Origin of the sequence: Bacteroides thetaiotaomicron VPI-5482 (assembly GCF_000011065.1) — a bacterium.
GTDB lineage: Bacteria > Bacteroidota > Bacteroidia > Bacteroidales > Bacteroidaceae > Bacteroides > Bacteroides thetaiotaomicron.
In genome coordinates this window covers 16249-33038 of record NC_004703.1, presented here as the reverse complement: position 1 = coordinate 33038, position 16790 = coordinate 16249, and the positions used below count along the sequence as shown (strand labels likewise).

Genomic DNA, 16790 nt, shown 5'->3' with positions numbered 1-16790 from the left:
ATTACATTATTTTATCTACAAATATATATCTATCCAATCAAAAAACGCATTATCAGAGCTATGAAAGCGAAACGGAGTGTAGCGGCAAAGCGTTTTTTGGTTCTTTTTGGGGCGAGTGCCAAAAAGAACTCACCCCGAAAGGCTGTCCCCCTTTCGGGGGATCTTCCTTGTATCATGCCACCTGTTCCGCTTCATCTGCGGCCGTTTCCTCGCTTTCTACGGAGATATCCAGTTTCCCGGCTATCATCTTGACAATTTTCATAGCGTCGGCCAGTACGTTTAAAATGAACTTGGGTTCTTCCCGGATCGCCTTTATCCAGCTTTTCAGATAAGCGGCGTTTTCAGTGCGTATATGTTCGGCTATCCCGAAAAACATTCCTGCCAGGGCTGCGGCGAACTCGGCCGTTAATTCCTCCTTGCCGTATTCCTCTGATCCGAACGGGTGCGCAAGATCCCGGTTCAATCGGGTGGGGTGTCCCGTGGAATGTCCCATTTCATGCAGAAGCGTTTCGTAAAAGCTCTGCATATCGACGAACTGCGAGCGAAGCGGCACTACGATATAATCGGCTAAAGGAGAATAGAAAGCCCTGTCGCCTTGCTGCTCCCGTATCGGGCAAAACCAGCTTTTCGCCTCCAGCATGGCATCTATTTCGGGGTGCGCCTCTCCGGTTGTCCCGTCGGGCTGCTCTGCCTGTCCCCCTCTGAACTTCTCCCTTAACGCTTCCCATTCTTCCGGCCTCACGTCCGAAAAATTGGTCTGATCCAGGTTAAAGACCGAGTAATATTTATAGGTCGGTATAACGTTGTATTCCTGTTGCTGCTCCCGGCTTAACGCCTTGTATTCCTCAAAGGTTATTTTCTTGCGTGTTTCCTTGTGGTACACGTAGAAAAGGAAGTAATAGACCGGAAACGATTTCGATCCTTTCAGCACGGAGATCCCAGCCTCTTTCGCCTGGTTGAATGTCATAAATACGGGTGTCTGGTACTGGAATTTCTCGCAAAGGAAAAGGAGTAAAAAGGCGTTGCCTCCGGTGTACCTGCGTCCTGTGAGGTTCTGCGGAAAGAAATTGCGTGTATTCGCCGCAATGGTGATCCAGGGCTTTTGCCAATTGTCCTCTACCTGCTGGATCTTCTCGATCATCAAATTTGCAAACTGTTGCGCTGCCTTGTCGAAATAATCAGTTTTCATAACTACGTCCCCCGTTCTTTATCCTGGTGGGTGAGCCAGTTCTAAAGGTTGTTATCTCTTTTTCTATACCTCTAATATAGCACTTTTATTTGAGATATGCAAGTATTTAAACAACATTTAACTAACTATTTATCAGATAATTATATGAAAAAGTAGTATTTTAGTATATACTAAATTTAGTATTTACTACCTGATTTTTTCCGATAGTAAACTCCCCACCTCGCACCCTCTCCCCCCCAAAAAACCTTGCGGATGCCTAAGATTCCGATGTTTTTGTATCAAGACAACCTCATTTTGGTTTTTCGGGGCTGTCGGTGTGGTCATCTTGCGTTTACCTTGAGTTCCGAGGGGTTTTTGTATGAGAACACCCCAAACGTTTTTTTCCATAGCACAAGTTTTTTAGGAAAAATACTACCTGGCTTTAGCCAGGCTGGAGATTTTTTCTAAAAGCCGCTTGCGGCTCAACTTGGGATATGGAAAAAAACGTTTGACCTTTGCAGACAAAAACCCCGGTCAAGGTAAACGCAAGGCGGCCACGCCGGAAAAACTAAAATACCTCTCTCCCCTGAAAGGGGGTTTAAAACCGGGTTCGACAATCGGCTACCGGAGTACCCGGATTGTGCCGATCAGTGAAAAGTCAGGCGGCTTTTATCCGGCTGGCTTCACCGAACGGCTCTATCCGGAAATAGCCTACCTTAATCGGGTGAGTGGGTGTATTCATGCGTTAGGGATTGCAGTGGAAAGCCCACAGCCTTTAGGCGAGGACTTGGAGGCGGAAAGCCCGACCGTTTACGGGAACGCCCAAATCCTCCAAAAGAAAAGCGTACTAATATACTAAAATACTAAAAGTAGTAAATACTACATTCCAGGGAACAAGCCTCTATTCTTTTTAAAATCAATCCAGAAAAGCCATAAAATCCTTGTATAAACGAGATATACTCCCTATATTTGCGTAGTAATCCCCTGTTGTCCCTGTCGCAAGACAAACTCCAGGGTTTTGTTTTTATATACTCCCCCCCTATACGGTAGCGTATGGATCTTTTTCCTGAATCACCTTTTTAATCTTGAACAGCCGTTCTTTGGTTAGCGGCTTTATAGTTTCCGGATCCTCACCGTCGAATGTTTCCCCGAAGATCAGATCGTCCACCTCCAGGCCATGATTAAAATTCTCCCTGATACAGTCCCTTAGCAACCAAAGGTTTTTGAGGTTCACCCAATCGGCCGTTATGTTCCTGATCCTTCTAAACATGATTATCGCAGTACGAAAATAATGCCCCACATGATCGTAATCATGGCAAACCCGTTTATCCAGATAATAAACATCTATTTCCTGGTTTTCTTCATCCTCCGCGATCCGGCAAAGGCAGAACGGGATCTGCTCCAGTTTATCCCATTCGATATATTCCGTTGATTTCATATTGTCATTATTATAAATATCATTACTTGACCAATGATGCGATTACTTTCGTAAACTCCGAAATATCCCCCTCCACGCTGGCCTTTTCCAACGCTTTCATATATTCTTTTCTACGCTCCACCGGAACAACCGTCCAGTTATAGCCTCCAGACGCAAGCATGGCGTTCAAGACGAACCGTCCCATTCTCCCGTTCCCGTCCATATAGGGGTGAATATACACGAAAAAGAAGTGTCCCAAGACAGCCCTTACCGCCGGGTGCGGCTCATTCTTCAAGAGATCGAAAAGGACGGGCATAGCGTCCCTGACCGCTTTCGGGTTCAACGGGATATGTTGCGATCCCCGTATATAGACCTGCCCGGTACGATAACCCACAAGATCCTCCCTTTGCAAGATCCCCACCGTAACGAACGGCATCCACATCTGCATATACCAGACCGGATGATCCGCCCTTACCGCTTCCCCTGCGTTCTTTCCTTTCAGTATATCGGCGATCGTCCCCCTGACAGCCTGGAACGCCTGGTAATACCCACGTGCCACCAGTGCGTTTTTATGCTCCTTATCTTCTTCCTCCGGCTTCCAGTTCCCGACACGCACTTTCTCGATCAGTTCCGGGGAAACCCTATATCCCTCGATCGAGAGAGAATGATAAGCGTCCTCCGAATACTTTTCATCGACGGATCTCAAATACCCCTCCACGTCATCAATCTTTCCAGGGGCTTCGGGAAACAGTTCTACAACCTTATCCCTCATGTTCTCCCACATCAGGCGCAAGCGTGTGACGTAAGGCGACACCTCATAAACAAGGGGCGTTCGTGGCTGATCCTCGAACGGATCTTCTTCTCTCACGTCATACCCGAACCCCCGCATCGTGGAAACGATGCTGTCGGCGATTTCGCTGTTCCCGATGTTCCGGAACGCCCCGGCTATTCTTCCGGCACGAAGCGAAGCCCCGTTTTTCGTCAGTACCTTTAATATATCGGCAGCGTCCCGTATCATGGCCAGGCAGGTGCGGGCTGCGATCTTCTCCACCTGGAAATATCTCGGCGTGGTATATACCAGGGCTTCGGCAAGCGGATAGAGATTAAGGCCGTATTCCGGCTCTTTATATACCTGATCCGGAATCTCGCTTTGAAACACCAAAAGCGAGGTATCATACATCAGCTTTTGCGTGTTGTTATGGCCTTTCGGCGACTTGATAACCACCTGTACGGGCACGGTCGTTTTCCCCGAATACAGATCCAGCGACTGGTCGGCCGTCAAGCACCATTGTTCCCCCAGCCGGACGGCCGCGTATTTCGCAATAAAATACCAGAATGAGGTGTACCAGACCGTCGTGTCCCCCTCTGTTCCCGGCCTGGCCGCAATATACCAGCCTTTCATTACTTCCTGCAACCAGCCGTTATCCAACAGCCGGGTTAAATGCGTCCTCCCTATCTCGGCCGTCCCTTGCAGGACGACACAGCGGTCTTTCTCCTGGAGCTTTCTTAATTCCTCCAGTGAAGCCGCCATTTTCTCCGCCATTGTTGCCATAACCGTTTTTATTTAGATTCTGATTATTTTCGTGCAAATACTCGTTTTTAATTACGTGCATTTACTCGTATTTGTTGCAAAAATACAATATTTGTTCCGATAATCAGCTATTAATGAAGTCTTTTTTTACTTGTTGTATCGTCGAAACGGCCTTTCCCGTGAGCTTCGCCACGTTCCGGATCGAGTAGCCTTTCTTCAACAAGGCGATCGCCTCCCGGTATTCCTCTTTCCTCTGTTCGGCCGTTTTCCGGCTTCCCGGCTTCCGTCCCAGCCTGCCCCCTTTCTGGATGTACAACTCCCGTCCGCTATTAAGGCGGTCAATGATCCCCTGGCGTTCGATTGCGGCCAGTTCCCCCAATAGGGTAGTAATCAGAGAGGACAAGGGGTTTACCGTCTTGTCCGGCCGTAATGTTTCCAGGTTCAAGTTTTGGATATACACGCATATTTTATGCGTGTGCAGCGTATCGAGTGCCTTTAGTATCTCCAGGGTGGAACGCCCCAGGCGTGAGATCTCGGTCAGCAACAGCATATCCACCCGGTTCTGCGGATCTGTGCAGTATTCCAGGCAACGGCTTAAAACCGGGCGTTCGATATTGGCCTTTCGTCCGCTTATCTTTTCCTCAAAGACCGCCGTCACCTCGTACCCCCGTCCGGCTGCGAACCTCTCCAGATCGACAACCTGCCGTTCGGTCGATTGCCTGGCCGACTGCGAGCTTACACGTGAATAGATAACCACATTCATAAGACAAGGGATATTATAACAGGTCAGTTATCACAGCCGCCGGAATATCCAGCTTTGAGAAAGCGAACATCTTTTTCCCCAGATCCTTTAACGAGGCTCCGATATGGTACACGTCCGTTTCATCAACGATCAGGAAACGGTCGTGACTGTCCCGGTACGTCCTGATGTCGATAGGTGGGTACTGGCTGTTATGCCTGTCAAGATCAAGTTGGAGTTGCTGCGTGATACGCTGTGTGTAAATGGTGGCCGAGACACCGACGCTGCGTTTACTCAACATGAGCAAGACCGTTTCGTCCACATAGTTGTCGATAAGCACGATCGAACGCCTGGCCGACTTTACCAGATCGGTGGCGAACTTGTACGCATCGAAAATCTGGCCGTTATAAAAAATGCCTTCGACCGGGGGCAAGGCAGTACGCACGAAAAAATCTATCTTCTCGGTATGTTGAGCGACAGTCCTTTCAAGTTCTGACAAACGTTTATTAATGGAATACCCCTTTAAAAGATAATCCTTTAATACACTATTCGCCCATTTCCTAAAAAGGGTTGCGTTCTTGCTATTAACCCGATATCCTATTGACAGAATCGCATCAAGATTATAATATTTAGTAGTATATCTCTGTTTGCCGTCATTACCCATATGTTCCAAAATGGAACATGTGCTATCTATATCAAGTTCGCCGCTTTTGTAAATGTTGTTCAAATGTTTGGTAATAGCTGGCCTTTTAGTCCCGAACAAGTCGGCTATTTGTTCTTGTGTCAGCCAAACGGTTTCATCTTCCAACCTCACTTCCAACTTGACCGCTTCATCCGGCTGGTATAATATGATTTCTCCCTGTTCCATTGCTTACTTACCTTTTCTTAATTCATCAAGCCTCTGCATCGCACCGCTGAACTTCTCACCAAACATCATATCATCGGGCAAAACAAACCAGGTGGGAATACCTCTCGACTGTGGATTACCTATACATTCATCTTGCCCGTTCTGTTTGCGGTAATCGTCCCATTCACTATAAGCGATGTTCCAACGAATACCTAATTTATAGGTATTTTCCCATTTAATAATAGCCAGTGAATAGGCCGGATCATCTTTGCCGTCATAAATCACTTCTACAACTTCAACCACCCCTTTAGGGGAATTTATAAACTTCGGATTTTTATACGAATAAGTGCTCATGTCTTTTATTTTTTATTTATAGCACACAAAGATACTCAAAAACAAATATATACATATATACATACGTATGATTAACGTATAAAAACATTTATGGTTATTCTAATCTTTGATTAATTCCGGTACAGAAACAAAACGTACCGAAAGACGGAAACAGGATTTATTTCGGTACGCTTCCCCGATCGGCACAAAAAACACGCAAAAAACGAAAAATACTACTTTTAGTATTTTAGTATATTAGTATTTTAACTATATTTGCGGACATGACAACCATTTAAAAAACTGAATTTATGAGCAAAGCAAAAGTAATCTCCGTATTGAATCACAAGGGGGGAGTAGGAAAGACCACAACCACGATCAACCTGGGCGGTGCGTTACGTCAAAAAGGGTACAAGGTTCTTTTGATCGACCTTGACGGGCAGGCCAACCTGACCGAATCGCTGGGCTTCTCTGCGGAGCTTCCCCAAACGATCTACGGTGCGATGAAAGGCGAATACGACCTGCCGATCTACGAGCATAAGGACGGCCTTAGCGTCGTTCCCTCCTGCCTGGATCTCTCGGCCGTTGAAACGGAGTTAATCAACGAGGCCGGACGGGAGCTTATCTTAGCCCACCTTATCAAAGGCCAAAAGGAGAAATTCGATTATATCCTGATCGACTGTCCTCCCTCGCTGTCGCTGCTCACGCTTAACGCACTGACGGCCTCGGATCGGTTGATTATCCCGGTTCAGGCTCAATTCCTGGCAATGCGTGGAATGGCCAAACTTATGCAGGTAGTCCACAAGGTGCAGCAACGTTTGAACTCGGATCTTTCGATCGCCGGGGTTCTGATAACCCAGTACGACGGAAGAAAGAACCTGAACAAGAGCGTTTCGGAACTGGTACAGGAAACATTCCAGGGCAAAGTGTTCAGCACCCATGTACGCAACTCCATTGCGCTGGCCGAAGCCCCGACACAAGGGCAGGATATTTTTCACTATGCCCCCAAATCTGCCGGGGCAGAGGACTACGAGGGTGTATGTAACGAACTGCTAACAGAAATAAAGTAACCATATGGCAAAGAAGAACGATTTAAAAAACAGTATGTCGGCCGGGCTGACCGGGGGATTAGACAGCCTGATCCAATCCACGGCCGGGCAAAAAGAGGCTCAAAAGCCGAAGAAAGCGAAAACCGTGCATTGTAATTTTGTCATGGACGAAACCTATCACCAGAACTTAAAGCTGATCGCGATCCGCAAAGGCGATTCGCTAAAATCGGTATTGCAAGAGGCTATATCTGACTACTTGGATAAAAACAGTTCCCTGCTATAACAGCGTATCGGGAATATACAGGGCAAACACTCCACAAAAGAAATTCTCCAGGAAAAAGGTACGCAAAAAGCACCCCTACACATCAAAAAGTATATTGAAAATGCGATTCCCTATAAAAAACCCGTTGGCAGGGTTAATCTTGCGTATGTTTAACCTGCCAACGGGTACGATATTAATAAACGTTTGGATTAAGGTTGGACGTTTACGTCTTTATCTGCATCAACCCAGCCTGTTGTCTCTGCATCAAACTGGATCGGATTCAACACAGCCTCTCCCTGATCATCATAACCACCACCGAAAATCAACGTGTAGATATGACGCTTGCCCTGTTCCCATGTATCTCCGAACGGAACATAAATTGTTTTGTATTCGCTTGCTGAACCCAACAGATAAGCTCCGGACTGCCGGATTTTGCAGGCGATCTCCAGATAACATTGCTTCGCATTATCGGCCTCCAACTTGCTTTTGGTGGCTGTTTCGGAAACTTTCCAAGCAGTCAGCTCCTGTGGTATATTCAGCATAGGAGTATTTGTGGTAATATCGGTAGCTTCGGTATTGCTATTGACCGTGATGTTTGCGTTTTTCACTACGGTAAATGCGTGTGGAAATGCTAAATCAGACGAACTCCAACTTCCCGTTCCATCGGCTGCCGCAGGCAATGTGAAGGCGCCGGCAAATTTGAAATTATGAATCTTGATCACGTCGATGTCCACCTGCATGTTATCGTATTGGGTCTTTGCTTTGAATACGACCTGTGACAGAATATGTTTGAAATTAAATTTCACTATTCCGTTGTTCATGTCTTTTGTCTGGCCTTTGGCCATGGCATACATCACGTCGTAGTTTGCATGAGTAGTACCGCTTCCATACTCATCCATGCAGGTATAACTTATCTTTTGGACATCCTTGGTGGCTTCCCAACTATAAAACGCCATCATGTCTTCACTAACCGTTCCGGGATTGAACGCGTAAAAGTCCAAAGCCTCGGTAGGCCAATAACGAAGGTCGCTCGCATTGTCATAATCCCACTTACCATTTTTGTACACGATCTTCACTCCGTCATGTTCAAATTCCGTGTCGTTCTTTCCCATGAAGGCAGTACCATCCGCCGTAAAAGCGAACACGTCGAAATCGGTGTTCTTCAAGTTGGTGTTGGTAGTAGGGGTAGCCCTCGTTTCCGCCGCATTACTTAACACGTTAAAACCAATCGCATTTCGTGAGGAGGTTTCCACATTCGCAATCTCCTCTTCTGAGCAACTCATCAGTAGTACTCCAAAGATTGCCCAAAGCATTACTGTACTTTTTTTCATAAAATGAATAAAATTGTTAATAAATATAATTAATAAAACTCGATTACAACACTATATCCACATTCACATCATCCCAATCATCAACGTCCACATCAAATCCCGGACCGCCACTTCCCGGCTCGGATGGTACCTCATAATCAAAATTCAACACCAGATGCACATCACCGATATGCCCCGCTACCGGGACATCATGCACTTGGTCGCTCACGTCCTGTTCCAATACAGACATGCTGCCTGAACGGTTCTTGAGATACAGCCGGAAAACATTGGGCTCTCCTTCAAGTGCGGAATGTCCAAACGTATAGAATCCGCCTATAATCTGATTCCGTGAAACCATTCCATCAAAGAGCAGGCTCTCCGAAAGATCGGCGGGCAAACTGTCGCCGGACATGTTAAGCGAGCCGGACATGCCGGAAAGAGCGGCCCGCAAATCCGCCACCCTGTCCAGTCCCCGAATTCCGTTCACCTCATACGTGTAGTGACATACCATGTTTACGGGAGTTAGCCGTATTATCTTCGTGCTTCCTTCCGGAATGTCCTTGAGGATAACTCTGTCTATATGGTCGCCACACAGCCAGGGTGGGGTGACGGCCATTGTCTGGTTATCCGGCGACCGAACATCACGCGTATCGGCAGTAAAAAGCGTGTAACTGCCGTTTTCTTTCCAAACCATCCCGTCGGTATCGTAGTTGAAGCAAATTACCCGGTAATCATTCTCGGGGAGCTCCACTTCCCCATCCTCTCCTCCGGGGAAATCAAATATCCACGTGTTGCTTTCATCATCGGTCGGATAAAATACGACCCTCATGCCTTCAGGCTTGTCATGATTGGAAATCTTGGTCCAGTCGAATACTACCCGCACCGTGGCAAAGTGCGGATGATCGTAACATAAATCCTTATGCTCACAAGCCGTCAGTCCCATCCATAAAAATATGAACACCAGACTAAAGCGTATCAGTATCACTGCCTGCCTCCTTTCTTCTCGTTGTAGTTGCCACGGCCCAAGAGCCATACGAGCGAAATCTCCGCCTCCGTGAGACCAAACCAGTGGCGCCGTCGGGTCTCCTTCCAGACATAATGGCCGTCGATAGGGGCATATTTATGGTATTCTCCACCCCAATAGCCCACACCGATGACGAAATCCAGATTCAGACGACGGGCGACGGGCAGCGAATAACCATACTCCAGACCTACCGAATAGTTCATCTTATCCCAAAGCGTACCGCCAGGCTTGCCGCCCATGTAGCCCGTCCCCCCGGTCTCGAAGTCGTAGGTGAATATCCGACCGTAGAGACCGATGTGATGCCCTGCAAGCGGTTTTTCCGACGCTTTCCTGCCAAACCAGCGGCGCACTTCCAGATCCCCGCCATAGAGCCGCCAGTAGTTATGGTGCCGGTCGCTTTTCCACCAGGCATACATCCAATTCCCGGCCAAGGACCAGTTCTTTCCGACGTAAAACTCCACCCCTATATTCGGCACAAGCAACGCATCATAAAGCATGTTCGTTTTCACGGCCATGTAAAAAGGCCCATGTTTTTCCCCAGACTGGAAACCGCCCGTTTCTCCACCGAACGGAGAAAGCTTACAAGGTAAGTACAATGTATCATGCAGGTGGGAGATAACCTGCATGGCAGGGAACGACTTCCGTTTCGATTCATACCAAATATACAAACAAGATGCACGAAGATCCGGAAACAAATTCCGATACATGTACCGATATGGGATGCCGTACCGCAAGCGTTTCAATTCATTTATCTTGTTCTCCCCGTTTCCACTTGCTTCCACCTCGGAAACAATACCTTGCAGAAGCTCCACCGTTTCCGATTTACCGGGCATTCCGGGATCATTCTCCACCAAACGCAGCAATCCCCTCCAGTCACGCCCCACGAATACCGACGTTTTCAGCGTGTCGGGTAGCGGCGAGTAACCGCACACGTGATCGAACAAACGTTTCGCCCTTAGTTCAGACAAACGCCTGTTCAGTTCGATGCTCCCCTCGGGGGACGCCGCACCGACCACCATAATCTTGCAGATAGAGAAAGCCGTGTCCGGCCTGTATTCCAATATCCGGCGGCTGATCTTCTCTAACGACCGCCTGTTATCCCGTAAAGAGAGATCTATTTCCGTTCTACCCTTGTGGAAATATATTTTCACGGAATCCCGTGTCTCTTGAGCGGAAACGAAAAGAACGGAACACGATAAAAAAGAAAGGAGAATTACCTTGAAAAGTCTTAAATATAGGTTTCTACACACACTCGTGTGTGTGTGTGTGTGTGTGTGTGTGTGTGTTTATAAAAAAAATCAATATTTCCAACTTTTTTCTGTTTTTTTTGCATATAACTTACTATAAAATATCTGCTACCCCAGAAAGAGCAACTAACCAAAAACCTTTATACTTTTGAAACCTAATATTTTAATTATAAATTCTATACTTACAATTTTGAAAGCCGCAAAGATACATCATTTTTCGAAATTAACAGTTAATACGCAATATTTTCTACATAAAGATACAAAAAAAGAAAGCGATATCGGGGCGTTACACCATAAAAACAACCTATCGGTTATTATAAAATGATATTGCGCACCCGGCTGATCGGTACGGTTCTCCCACCATGCGGACAACATTAAGGTACTGCAAAAGTATCTTTTCATCTGCAAACAAGGATGTTCAAAAAGAACTTGGTATTTCATAAACACTGAATTTAAGATAATAGGGCAAAAAAATAAAAGGTTCGTAAACCCTTTTAGCCAACAATTTGTTATCTTTGTGCGGTCGTAAACCGACCGTGTTTTTACATTTTGAGAAAAAAAGCGTTTAGCTGATTTCTGTGCAAGCGAAAAGTCCAAAAATTGCATTATACACAGAGAAACAGATAAATGCTCCCCGTGATATGCGGGGGGTATCTCCTGTTTGTGTGTATAGGGCTTGGACTCCCTCGCTTGCGGATAGGCGAATGCCCTTCCGCTTTTTTTATGTTTATTGGCTTGGTGTAGGGCACAAGCGAAATCCTTATAGCAATGGAAAAGACACAGCGAAAACAGTCCCTAAACTGCTTGTCAAACACTCCTAAGCTGTTTGACCTCAAAGAACTACTTAGTTCGCTTAAGATCACCCCCGGACAAATGGGAAACATGAAAGGGTTGATATACATCGAAGGGCTGACGGAAAAACAAGTACGCCAAAAATTAAGCCATGCAAAGATCATCGGAACAAATAGATTCGGCATTAATTCCTGCCTGTATTATATCTTCTTTGAGGATGTAAAGGGGAGATATTTGTGCCTGTTTAACGGTGACAGGGAATGTTTCAGAGCGTTGTTTTTCAGTAAGGTATTACTAAATTAACCCCCTATAAGATAGAGTTGTAAAGTTCTTTTCATCCGCAAAATGAAATGAATAGAACGTAATATCTATATTGTTAAAATTTATTAACGGGGTAAATTCTAATTTGTATTTCTACACGCTTTGAATAATAAAATATATACATATTTTTGAACCATTAAAATATAAACTTTATCATGGAAAAAGCAAATATAGGATTTAAAGCCGGGATCATCTTTGAAAAATTAGGAGAAACCGGACTTATAACCATTGCCGAGCTTGCGAGAAGGCTAAATTTTGCGGCTGATGAAACCGCACTCGCCGCCGGGTGGCTCGCACGTGAGAATAAGATATACATCGAACGGCGAAACGGTTTGCTGTATATCAGGAAAGAGTGATACAACGTATCAAAAGGATAAACGATAAACGCTGGAATGTTTGCAGTGCGTAACACTATTGATGTAAAAGTGCTTTTCATTATCCATTTGAAACCATTTATCAATTTATAACAAATAACAAAGTATGGATAAGCACATCATCGGAGAGAACGCAGGGAAACTCTGGCGCTTATTAAGCACAGACGTACACCGAAAATGGACTTTACAAGAAGTCAAGGATGCAACAGGGTTCAATGACCTGGAAGCTGCCAGCGCAATAGGTTGGCTCGCACGTGAGGACAAAATCCAATTCGAACTTGAACACCACAGCACTAAGGATAAGAACGTCTTTTTATACCTTATGCTGAACGTGTATTTTTAAAGCCTGTTTAAAAATATTGCCCCCGGCGGGGTTTTCGCTGGGGGCTTCCTGCATTTGCATATATAACCTCAAAGGCAAGTCAAATCGGACGGGGTGGCGGTCGGACGGCTGAAAAGTCGAAAACGTAACACAGGCGTGTTACTACTTGTCTTTGACAAGGCATTTTTTAGGGGTGCTGGCATACAATCCGAAAGGGGCGGGAACGGCTGTTCCCGTTTGTTCTCCCTGCAACCTACAGGATATTAACCTTAAATCATTAAGTGATAAACACTATATTTAATAAACCCTTTTAGCCAACAAATTGTTATCTTTATGCGGTCGTAAACAAAAAATAAGCTTATGAAAACTGCTATGGAAAAAAAAGAAATCGGCTTAATGAGACAGATCGGTTATCTCTCTTTTGTCGTTGTTTTGTTGTATGGGCTTACGCTATTTGCGGTTTCTTGTGACAATGATGAAGATCCTCCTCTTCCTCCCGCAGTGGAAAAAGTAGTGCTGGCATTTGGTGTGGATCAGGGTGAAGGTCAGCTTTCGGCTAAACCGGAGTTGGAAAATACGGCTGCGGAAAAGATAGGAGAATTGATCTCTCCGGCTGAAATAGCGAAAGGCACAACGGTGCATTTTCGTGCTACCCATTCCAAATCATGGACAATCATGTATTGGAAAGTCAATGGCGTCATTATTCGTTCTGTGGAGCCGGAGCAGACTTTCGTCATCGATGAGCATAAGGAGGTTCGGGTTGCTTTCAAGCCTTACAAGTCACCGGAACCGGAGGGGCTGTAAAACAAACTGTGTCAGCAAAGCAATAAAATATTAATTTTGCTGACACAGTTTAATTGAATTCTCTTTTTGCTGTTCATTTGCTTTATTTCAGGACTTCGCCCTTCTCGTTGAAGAACACTTCGCTGTCCGTGCCTTCTGCATCGGTAAATGTCACCTTGTAGGTCTTTGTGCCTTCCTCGCTTTCCTCAACTGCGGCTTCCTTGATTGTCAGGTCTGCGAAATCCTTCTTGATCGTGTCCTGAACCGCCTGCGGCAGATCCTTTACCTCGATTGGCTTATAATCGTTCACCATTACCACAATCTCAACATCCGATACCATGTTGCCGGCGAATGCCACTGAACTACCCAATCCCATAACAAGTGCTACTGCAAATAATACCTTTTTCATAATCCAATCTATTTAAATATTTAACATATGGTTTCTGAAAGACAAAGAACAAACATTGTGCCAAACAAATAAACAAGTCATATATACCTGATAATCAAAAGCATACAAAAAACACATATATTTATTGAAGAACTGTTATCTGTGTATCATTTCCACATTTTGTGGAAATGATACACAGACTTTCTATAATTGCCTCCGGCGGGGTTTTCGCCGGGGGGCTTCTTGCATTTGCATATCTATCAAAAAGAAAGCAATATCGGAGCGTTACACCATAAAAACAGCCTGCTGGCAATGACAAAATGATATTGCGTGCCTGGCTGATCGGTGCGGTTCTCCCACCATGCAGACAAATCCCGGTAACAGAATGACAAAGCGGACACCCAAAATTGCGTTAGGGATTGCAGAGTAAAGCCCACAGCCTTTAGGCGAGGACTTGGAGCGTAAAGCCCGACCGTCCCACGGGAACGCCCAAAAGAAAAAGAATCCCCCGAACATTCATCCGGGGGACATTCAGGCCGTCACGTCAATTATAATACAGATTAAGATCATCCGTACTTATCTCCTTCCCGTCCCGGAAAACAAGGCTCTTTTTCTCGATCTCCTTTCCGTTTTTGTAAACGGTCACTACCCACTGCATCGGCTCGTTCACAACGCCGTCCTCTCCGTCCACGACACCACCGGAAACGGCAAACTCGATCGCCTTTCCCGTCGTGCTTAACGTCACCTTTTCGACGGCCAGTTCTTCATCGCTTAGAATCACCGGGCTTGCGAGGCTTTCCCCCGTCGCCCCGTCTTTCAACTGCGTACCGTTGGCGACTACCACGACCGACTTAATGAAGCTGCGGAAATCTCCCGACTGCTCGATCGTTACCTCATACATCGCCCCTTTTCCTCCCGGTTCGTCGTCGTCCTTGCTGCAACCGACGAAACACAATGCCATGCACACGCATACGGCTGACAAATACAAATACTTTCTCATACCTTCAATTATTTAAGTTTATAAATAGATCACGCACCCCAGACCGACATGGTTGTTATTCCGGAGAATGGAGTTAAACAACATTTCAAACCTGTATTCGGCAAAAAGAGCCACTTTCGGGCTTAGCAACATTTCCGGCCTTATCCCGACCTCGTACCCATACACGAAAGCCTTGCTTTTCTCCAGGTACACAAGATCGCTTTTCGCCTTGGCTTTCTGGTAGCCGATCGTCCCGGCTGCGATCCCCAGGAGCGAGAATTTCCGTCCTTTCAGGGCGTAATAGGCCAGCTCCGGGCCGACCGTCACGGTGTTTGCCTTTACCAGATCCCGGTTTAGATTCCGGTAATTAAGGTTTGCCCCCACCTTGAAAGCCTTGTACACCTTTCCAAAACCGAACGTCCCCTGCACCTGACTTTCATCCACGATATAGCCCAGCTTCACGTTCATATACTGGCTTCCGATATATTGTGCCCTGCACACGGCCACCAGGCACAAAAAGAGCGATAATACGGCAATTTTTCTCATAACCTCATTGATTTACTTGTATCGTTACATTCTCTTTCACTGGCAGACCGTAACGGCTTGAAACGGTAAACTCGATCACCGCCTGCCCGGTCGCATCCGGCCGGAACGTCACCAGGTTGTTTTTTTCCAGTGCCACGCCCTCGCCCCTTGTCGCATCATACCCGGAAATATACACCCGGCCGCTTCCCTTTACGAACCTGGCCGACGCTTTCACCCCGTAAAGTTCCGTATCAAGCTGCAAATAAAATTCCGCTTCCTCCGATACCAGCATAAGATCCGGCACGTTCTGGAAACGTATGTTTATCTCCGGGCTGGAAACTTTCAGTTTGATGCTGTCGGATCGTGTCACCAGTTCGCTGGCTACCCCCATGACGATATACGCCTCTCCCTCGGTTGCCGGGATAAAATCGAAATCCAGCCGATTGTTTGCCTTGAAATCATATTCAAACGTTTCTCCGGGGCTGTATTCGTTGTTATCCACCAGGATAACGCCGTCCCCGTCCCTGACCTCAAAGCGTGTCAATATCTGATCCCCGTTGTCCGGATCGAGATCCGAGATCGTAAGGGTGCAATTAATGGGCTTCCCCACTACGGCCGTATTGCCGTCTATACTTTTCAGCGTCACGGAAAAATCCCGGCTGACAAGTTTCAGTTCGTCGTCGCAAGACGACAAAAAGACCAAAGCGCACAAGGCGGTAACTAATTTTCTCATACGATTTATTTTATTTGTTCACGATAATACGGTCAAACAGAGCGTTCAGATCCACCCCTTTGCTCCTTAGAAAAGCGATGTATTTCACCACCACGGGGGCGGTTTCCGACTGCTCGATGTTGCAAAGCTGCTGGCGGCTGATCCCCATTTCCTCGGCAACGCTTTTCGCCGTCAGGCTTAGCCTGATCCTTTCTACTTTCAATTCATTACTTAGTTCCATAAATGAAATTTAAAGGGTTTATTCTCTTTTGGTTTTTTATCACCTCATAATGCAAATGATTCCCGGTACTTATCCCGGTGCTTCCCACGAACCCGATCACGTCCCCCTTTTCCACCTTCGCACCTTTCCGGGTGTAAATGAGTGTCAGATGTGCGTATCTGGTCTGAAATCCGAAACGGTGCGTAACGACTACCGTTTTCCCATATCCGGGCGTTTCACCTGCGAACGTCACCGTCCCACTGGCTGCGGCGTGTACGGTAGCCGCATACACCGCCGCCATATCCAGGCCTGCGTGAAACTGCCTTTCACCGCTTATCGGATGCGTCCGGTAGCCGTAACGGTCGGAGATCCGGTATTTCTCTTTCAGGGGTGCGACAGAGGGGACGAAACGGTAAATATCCCCGTCCTTTTGGACGATCCCCCACACCG

At 46.4% G+C, this 16790-nt stretch carries 22 protein-coding genes; 7 read left to right on the top strand and 15 right to left on the bottom strand.

Annotated elements, in window-relative coordinates:
• Positions 1-172: 172 nt before the first annotated feature.
• Positions 173-1189: an ArdC family protein gene (locus BT_RS24295; protein ID WP_011109637.1), complete on the bottom strand. Its 1017-nt coding sequence runs from the start codon at positions 1187-1189 to the stop codon at positions 173-175.
• A 487-nt stretch (positions 1190-1676) separates the two neighbouring features.
• On the opposite strand from BT_RS24295, the gene BT_RS24285 reads away from it, so the two are divergent.
• Positions 1677-2027, top strand: a complete 351-nt coding sequence (locus BT_RS24285) for a hypothetical protein (protein ID WP_162303076.1) — start codon at positions 1677-1679, stop codon at positions 2025-2027.
• Between the two features lie 180 nt (positions 2028-2207).
• On the opposite strand, the gene BT_RS24280 is transcribed toward BT_RS24285, so the two are convergent.
• The 5 genes from BT_RS24280 to BT_RS24260 all read right to left on the bottom strand — a co-directional run bounded on the left by BT_RS24280 (position 2208) and on the right by BT_RS24260 (position 6056).
• Positions 2208-2606 carry a hypothetical protein gene (locus BT_RS24280; RefSeq protein WP_005648588.1) on the bottom strand — a complete coding sequence of 133 codons (399 nt, stop codon included), beginning with the start codon at positions 2604-2606 and terminating at the stop codon, positions 2208-2210.
• 22 nt (positions 2607-2628) lie between these two features.
• Positions 2629-4137 (bottom strand): Fic family protein, encoded by a 1509-nt coding sequence (locus BT_RS24275; RefSeq protein ID WP_011109635.1) that lies wholly within the window; start codon positions 4135-4137, stop codon positions 2629-2631.
• A 103-nt stretch (positions 4138-4240) separates the two neighbouring features.
• The gene (locus BT_RS24270) at positions 4241-4879 is read right to left on the bottom strand and encodes a recombinase family protein (protein ID WP_005648594.1); all 639 of its coding nucleotides are present in this window, start codon (positions 4877-4879) and stop codon (positions 4241-4243) included.
• Positions 4880-4892: 13 nt separating this feature from the next.
• Positions 4893-5723, bottom strand: coding sequence for a virulence RhuM family protein (locus tag BT_RS24265; RefSeq protein ID WP_005648596.1), 831 nt, complete (start codon positions 5721-5723; stop codon positions 4893-4895).
• A 3-nt stretch (positions 5724-5726) separates the two neighbouring features.
• A complete protein-coding gene (locus BT_RS24260; protein WP_004327465.1) occupies positions 5727-6056 on the bottom strand; it encodes a hypothetical protein in 330 nt (109 codons plus the stop codon).
• 287 nt (positions 6057-6343) lie between these two features.
• Between BT_RS24260 and BT_RS24255 the strand changes: the two genes are divergently transcribed.
• Both BT_RS24255 and BT_RS24250 read left to right on the top strand, forming a co-directional pair.
• Complete coding sequence (locus tag BT_RS24255; protein WP_005648604.1) at positions 6344-7102, top strand: ParA family protein; 759 nt, start codon at positions 6344-6346, stop codon at positions 7100-7102.
• A gap of 4 nt (positions 7103-7106) precedes the next feature.
• The gene (locus BT_RS24250) at positions 7107-7364 is read left to right on the top strand and encodes a hypothetical protein (protein ID WP_005648607.1); all 258 of its coding nucleotides are present in this window, start codon (positions 7107-7109) and stop codon (positions 7362-7364) included.
• Positions 7365-7552: 188 nt separating this feature from the next.
• Here BT_RS24250 and BT_RS24245 read toward each other — a convergent pair whose 3' ends face one another.
• From BT_RS24245 to BT_RS24235, 3 genes are read right to left on the bottom strand one after another with little or no spacing between them, the layout of a single operon-like run.
• The gene (locus BT_RS24245) at positions 7553-8674 is read right to left on the bottom strand and encodes a fimbrillin family protein (RefSeq protein ID WP_007659518.1); all 1122 of its coding nucleotides are present in this window, start codon (positions 8672-8674) and stop codon (positions 7553-7555) included.
• Between the two features lie 43 nt (positions 8675-8717).
• A complete protein-coding gene (locus tag BT_RS24240; RefSeq protein WP_007856438.1) occupies positions 8718-9638 on the bottom strand; it encodes a DUF5119 domain-containing protein in 921 nt (306 codons plus the stop codon).
• A complete protein-coding gene (locus BT_RS24235; protein ID WP_008778072.1) occupies positions 9635-10927 on the bottom strand; it encodes a DUF3575 domain-containing protein in 1293 nt (430 codons plus the stop codon). The genes BT_RS24240 and BT_RS24235 overlap by 4 nt, the downstream gene beginning before the upstream one ends.
• A 765-nt stretch (positions 10928-11692) precedes the next feature.
• Here BT_RS24235 and BT_RS24225 point away from each other — a divergent pair.
• From BT_RS24225 to BT_RS24210, 4 genes are all read left to right on the top strand, one after another.
• Positions 11693-12019, top strand: coding sequence for a hypothetical protein (locus BT_RS24225; protein ID WP_007659484.1), 327 nt, complete (start codon positions 11693-11695; stop codon positions 12017-12019).
• Positions 12020-12192: 173 nt separating this feature from the next.
• Positions 12193-12393, top strand: coding sequence for a winged helix-turn-helix domain-containing protein (locus tag BT_RS24220; RefSeq protein WP_007659485.1), 201 nt, complete (start codon positions 12193-12195; stop codon positions 12391-12393).
• A 124-nt stretch (positions 12394-12517) separates the two neighbouring features.
• A complete protein-coding gene (locus BT_RS24215; protein WP_007659486.1) occupies positions 12518-12754 on the top strand; it encodes a winged helix-turn-helix domain-containing protein in 237 nt (78 codons plus the stop codon).
• A 339-nt stretch (positions 12755-13093) separates the two neighbouring features.
• The gene (locus BT_RS24210) at positions 13094-13537 is read left to right on the top strand and encodes a hypothetical protein (protein ID WP_007659487.1); all 444 of its coding nucleotides are present in this window, start codon (positions 13094-13096) and stop codon (positions 13535-13537) included.
• Positions 13538-13619: 82 nt separating this feature from the next.
• Here the strand turns inward: BT_RS24210 and BT_RS24205 are convergent, their stop codons facing one another.
• From BT_RS24205 to BT_RS24180, 6 genes are all read right to left on the bottom strand, one after another.
• Positions 13620-13925 carry a hypothetical protein gene (locus BT_RS24205; RefSeq protein WP_005783170.1) on the bottom strand — a complete coding sequence of 102 codons (306 nt, stop codon included), beginning with the start codon at positions 13923-13925 and terminating at the stop codon, positions 13620-13622.
• A 523-nt stretch (positions 13926-14448) separates the two neighbouring features.
• Positions 14449-14904: a DUF4425 family protein gene (locus tag BT_RS24200; RefSeq protein WP_007659490.1), complete on the bottom strand. Its 456-nt coding sequence runs from the start codon at positions 14902-14904 to the stop codon at positions 14449-14451.
• Between the two features lie 18 nt (positions 14905-14922).
• Complete coding sequence (locus BT_RS24195) at positions 14923-15429, bottom strand: conjugal transfer protein TraO (protein ID WP_005842170.1); 507 nt, start codon at positions 15427-15429, stop codon at positions 14923-14925.
• Positions 15430-15433: 4 nt separating this feature from the next.
• Positions 15434-16141, bottom strand: coding sequence for a hypothetical protein (locus BT_RS24190; protein ID WP_007659494.1), 708 nt, complete (start codon positions 16139-16141; stop codon positions 15434-15436).
• A 10-nt stretch (positions 16142-16151) separates the two neighbouring features.
• Positions 16152-16361, bottom strand: a complete 210-nt coding sequence (locus BT_RS24185) for a helix-turn-helix transcriptional regulator (protein WP_005842174.1) — start codon at positions 16359-16361, stop codon at positions 16152-16154.
• Complete coding sequence (locus BT_RS24180; protein ID WP_225011979.1) at positions 16348-16788, bottom strand: M23 family metallopeptidase; 441 nt, start codon at positions 16786-16788, stop codon at positions 16348-16350. Before BT_RS24180 ends, BT_RS24185 begins: the two co-directional genes overlap by 14 nt.
• Positions 16789-16790 lie beyond the last annotated feature (2 nt).

Bases quoted from the DNA above. Each gene is read 5' to 3' on its own strand.
- BT_RS24210 (WP_007659487.1), top strand. From the start codon at position 13,094: ATGAAAACTGCTATGGAAAAAAAAGAAATCGGCTTAATGAGACAGATC.
- BT_RS24185 (WP_005842174.1), bottom strand. From the start codon at position 16,361: ATGGAACTAAGTAATGAATTGAAAGTAGAAAGGATCAGGCTAAGCCTG.
- BT_RS24220 (WP_007659485.1), top strand. From the start codon at position 12,193: ATGGAAAAAGCAAATATAGGATTTAAAGCCGGGATCATCTTTGAAAAA.
- BT_RS24255 (WP_005648604.1), top strand. From the start codon at position 6,344: ATGAGCAAAGCAAAAGTAATCTCCGTATTGAATCACAAGGGGGGAGTA.
- BT_RS24265 (WP_005648596.1), bottom strand. From the start codon at position 5,723: ATGGAACAGGGAGAAATCATATTATACCAGCCGGATGAAGCGGTCAAG.
- BT_RS24205 (WP_005783170.1), bottom strand. From the start codon at position 13,925: ATGAAAAAGGTATTATTTGCAGTAGCACTTGTTATGGGATTGGGTAGT.
- BT_RS24245 (WP_007659518.1), bottom strand. From the start codon at position 8,674: ATGAAAAAAAGTACAGTAATGCTTTGGGCAATCTTTGGAGTACTACTG.
- BT_RS24270 (WP_005648594.1), bottom strand. From the start codon at position 4,879: ATGAATGTGGTTATCTATTCACGTGTAAGCTCGCAGTCGGCCAGGCAA.
- BT_RS24200 (WP_007659490.1), bottom strand. From the start codon at position 14,904: ATGAGAAAGTATTTGTATTTGTCAGCCGTATGCGTGTGCATGGCATTG.
- BT_RS24215 (WP_007659486.1), top strand. From the start codon at position 12,518: ATGGATAAGCACATCATCGGAGAGAACGCAGGGAAACTCTGGCGCTTA.
- BT_RS24295 (WP_011109637.1), bottom strand. From the start codon at position 1,189: ATGAAAACTGATTATTTCGACAAGGCAGCGCAACAGTTTGCAAATTTG.
- BT_RS24260 (WP_004327465.1), bottom strand. From the start codon at position 6,056: ATGAGCACTTATTCGTATAAAAATCCGAAGTTTATAAATTCCCCTAAA.
- BT_RS24190 (WP_007659494.1), bottom strand. From the start codon at position 16,141: ATGAGAAAATTAGTTACCGCCTTGTGCGCTTTGGTCTTTTTGTCGTCT.
- BT_RS24195 (WP_005842170.1), bottom strand. From the start codon at position 15,429: ATGAGAAAAATTGCCGTATTATCGCTCTTTTTGTGCCTGGTGGCCGTG.
- BT_RS24250 (WP_005648607.1), top strand. From the start codon at position 7,107: ATGGCAAAGAAGAACGATTTAAAAAACAGTATGTCGGCCGGGCTGACC.
- BT_RS24280 (WP_005648588.1), bottom strand. From the start codon at position 2,606: ATGAAATCAACGGAATATATCGAATGGGATAAACTGGAGCAGATCCCG.
- BT_RS24225 (WP_007659484.1), top strand. From the start codon at position 11,693: ATGGAAAAGACACAGCGAAAACAGTCCCTAAACTGCTTGTCAAACACT.
- BT_RS24275 (WP_011109635.1), bottom strand. From the start codon at position 4,137: ATGGCAACAATGGCGGAGAAAATGGCGGCTTCACTGGAGGAATTAAGA.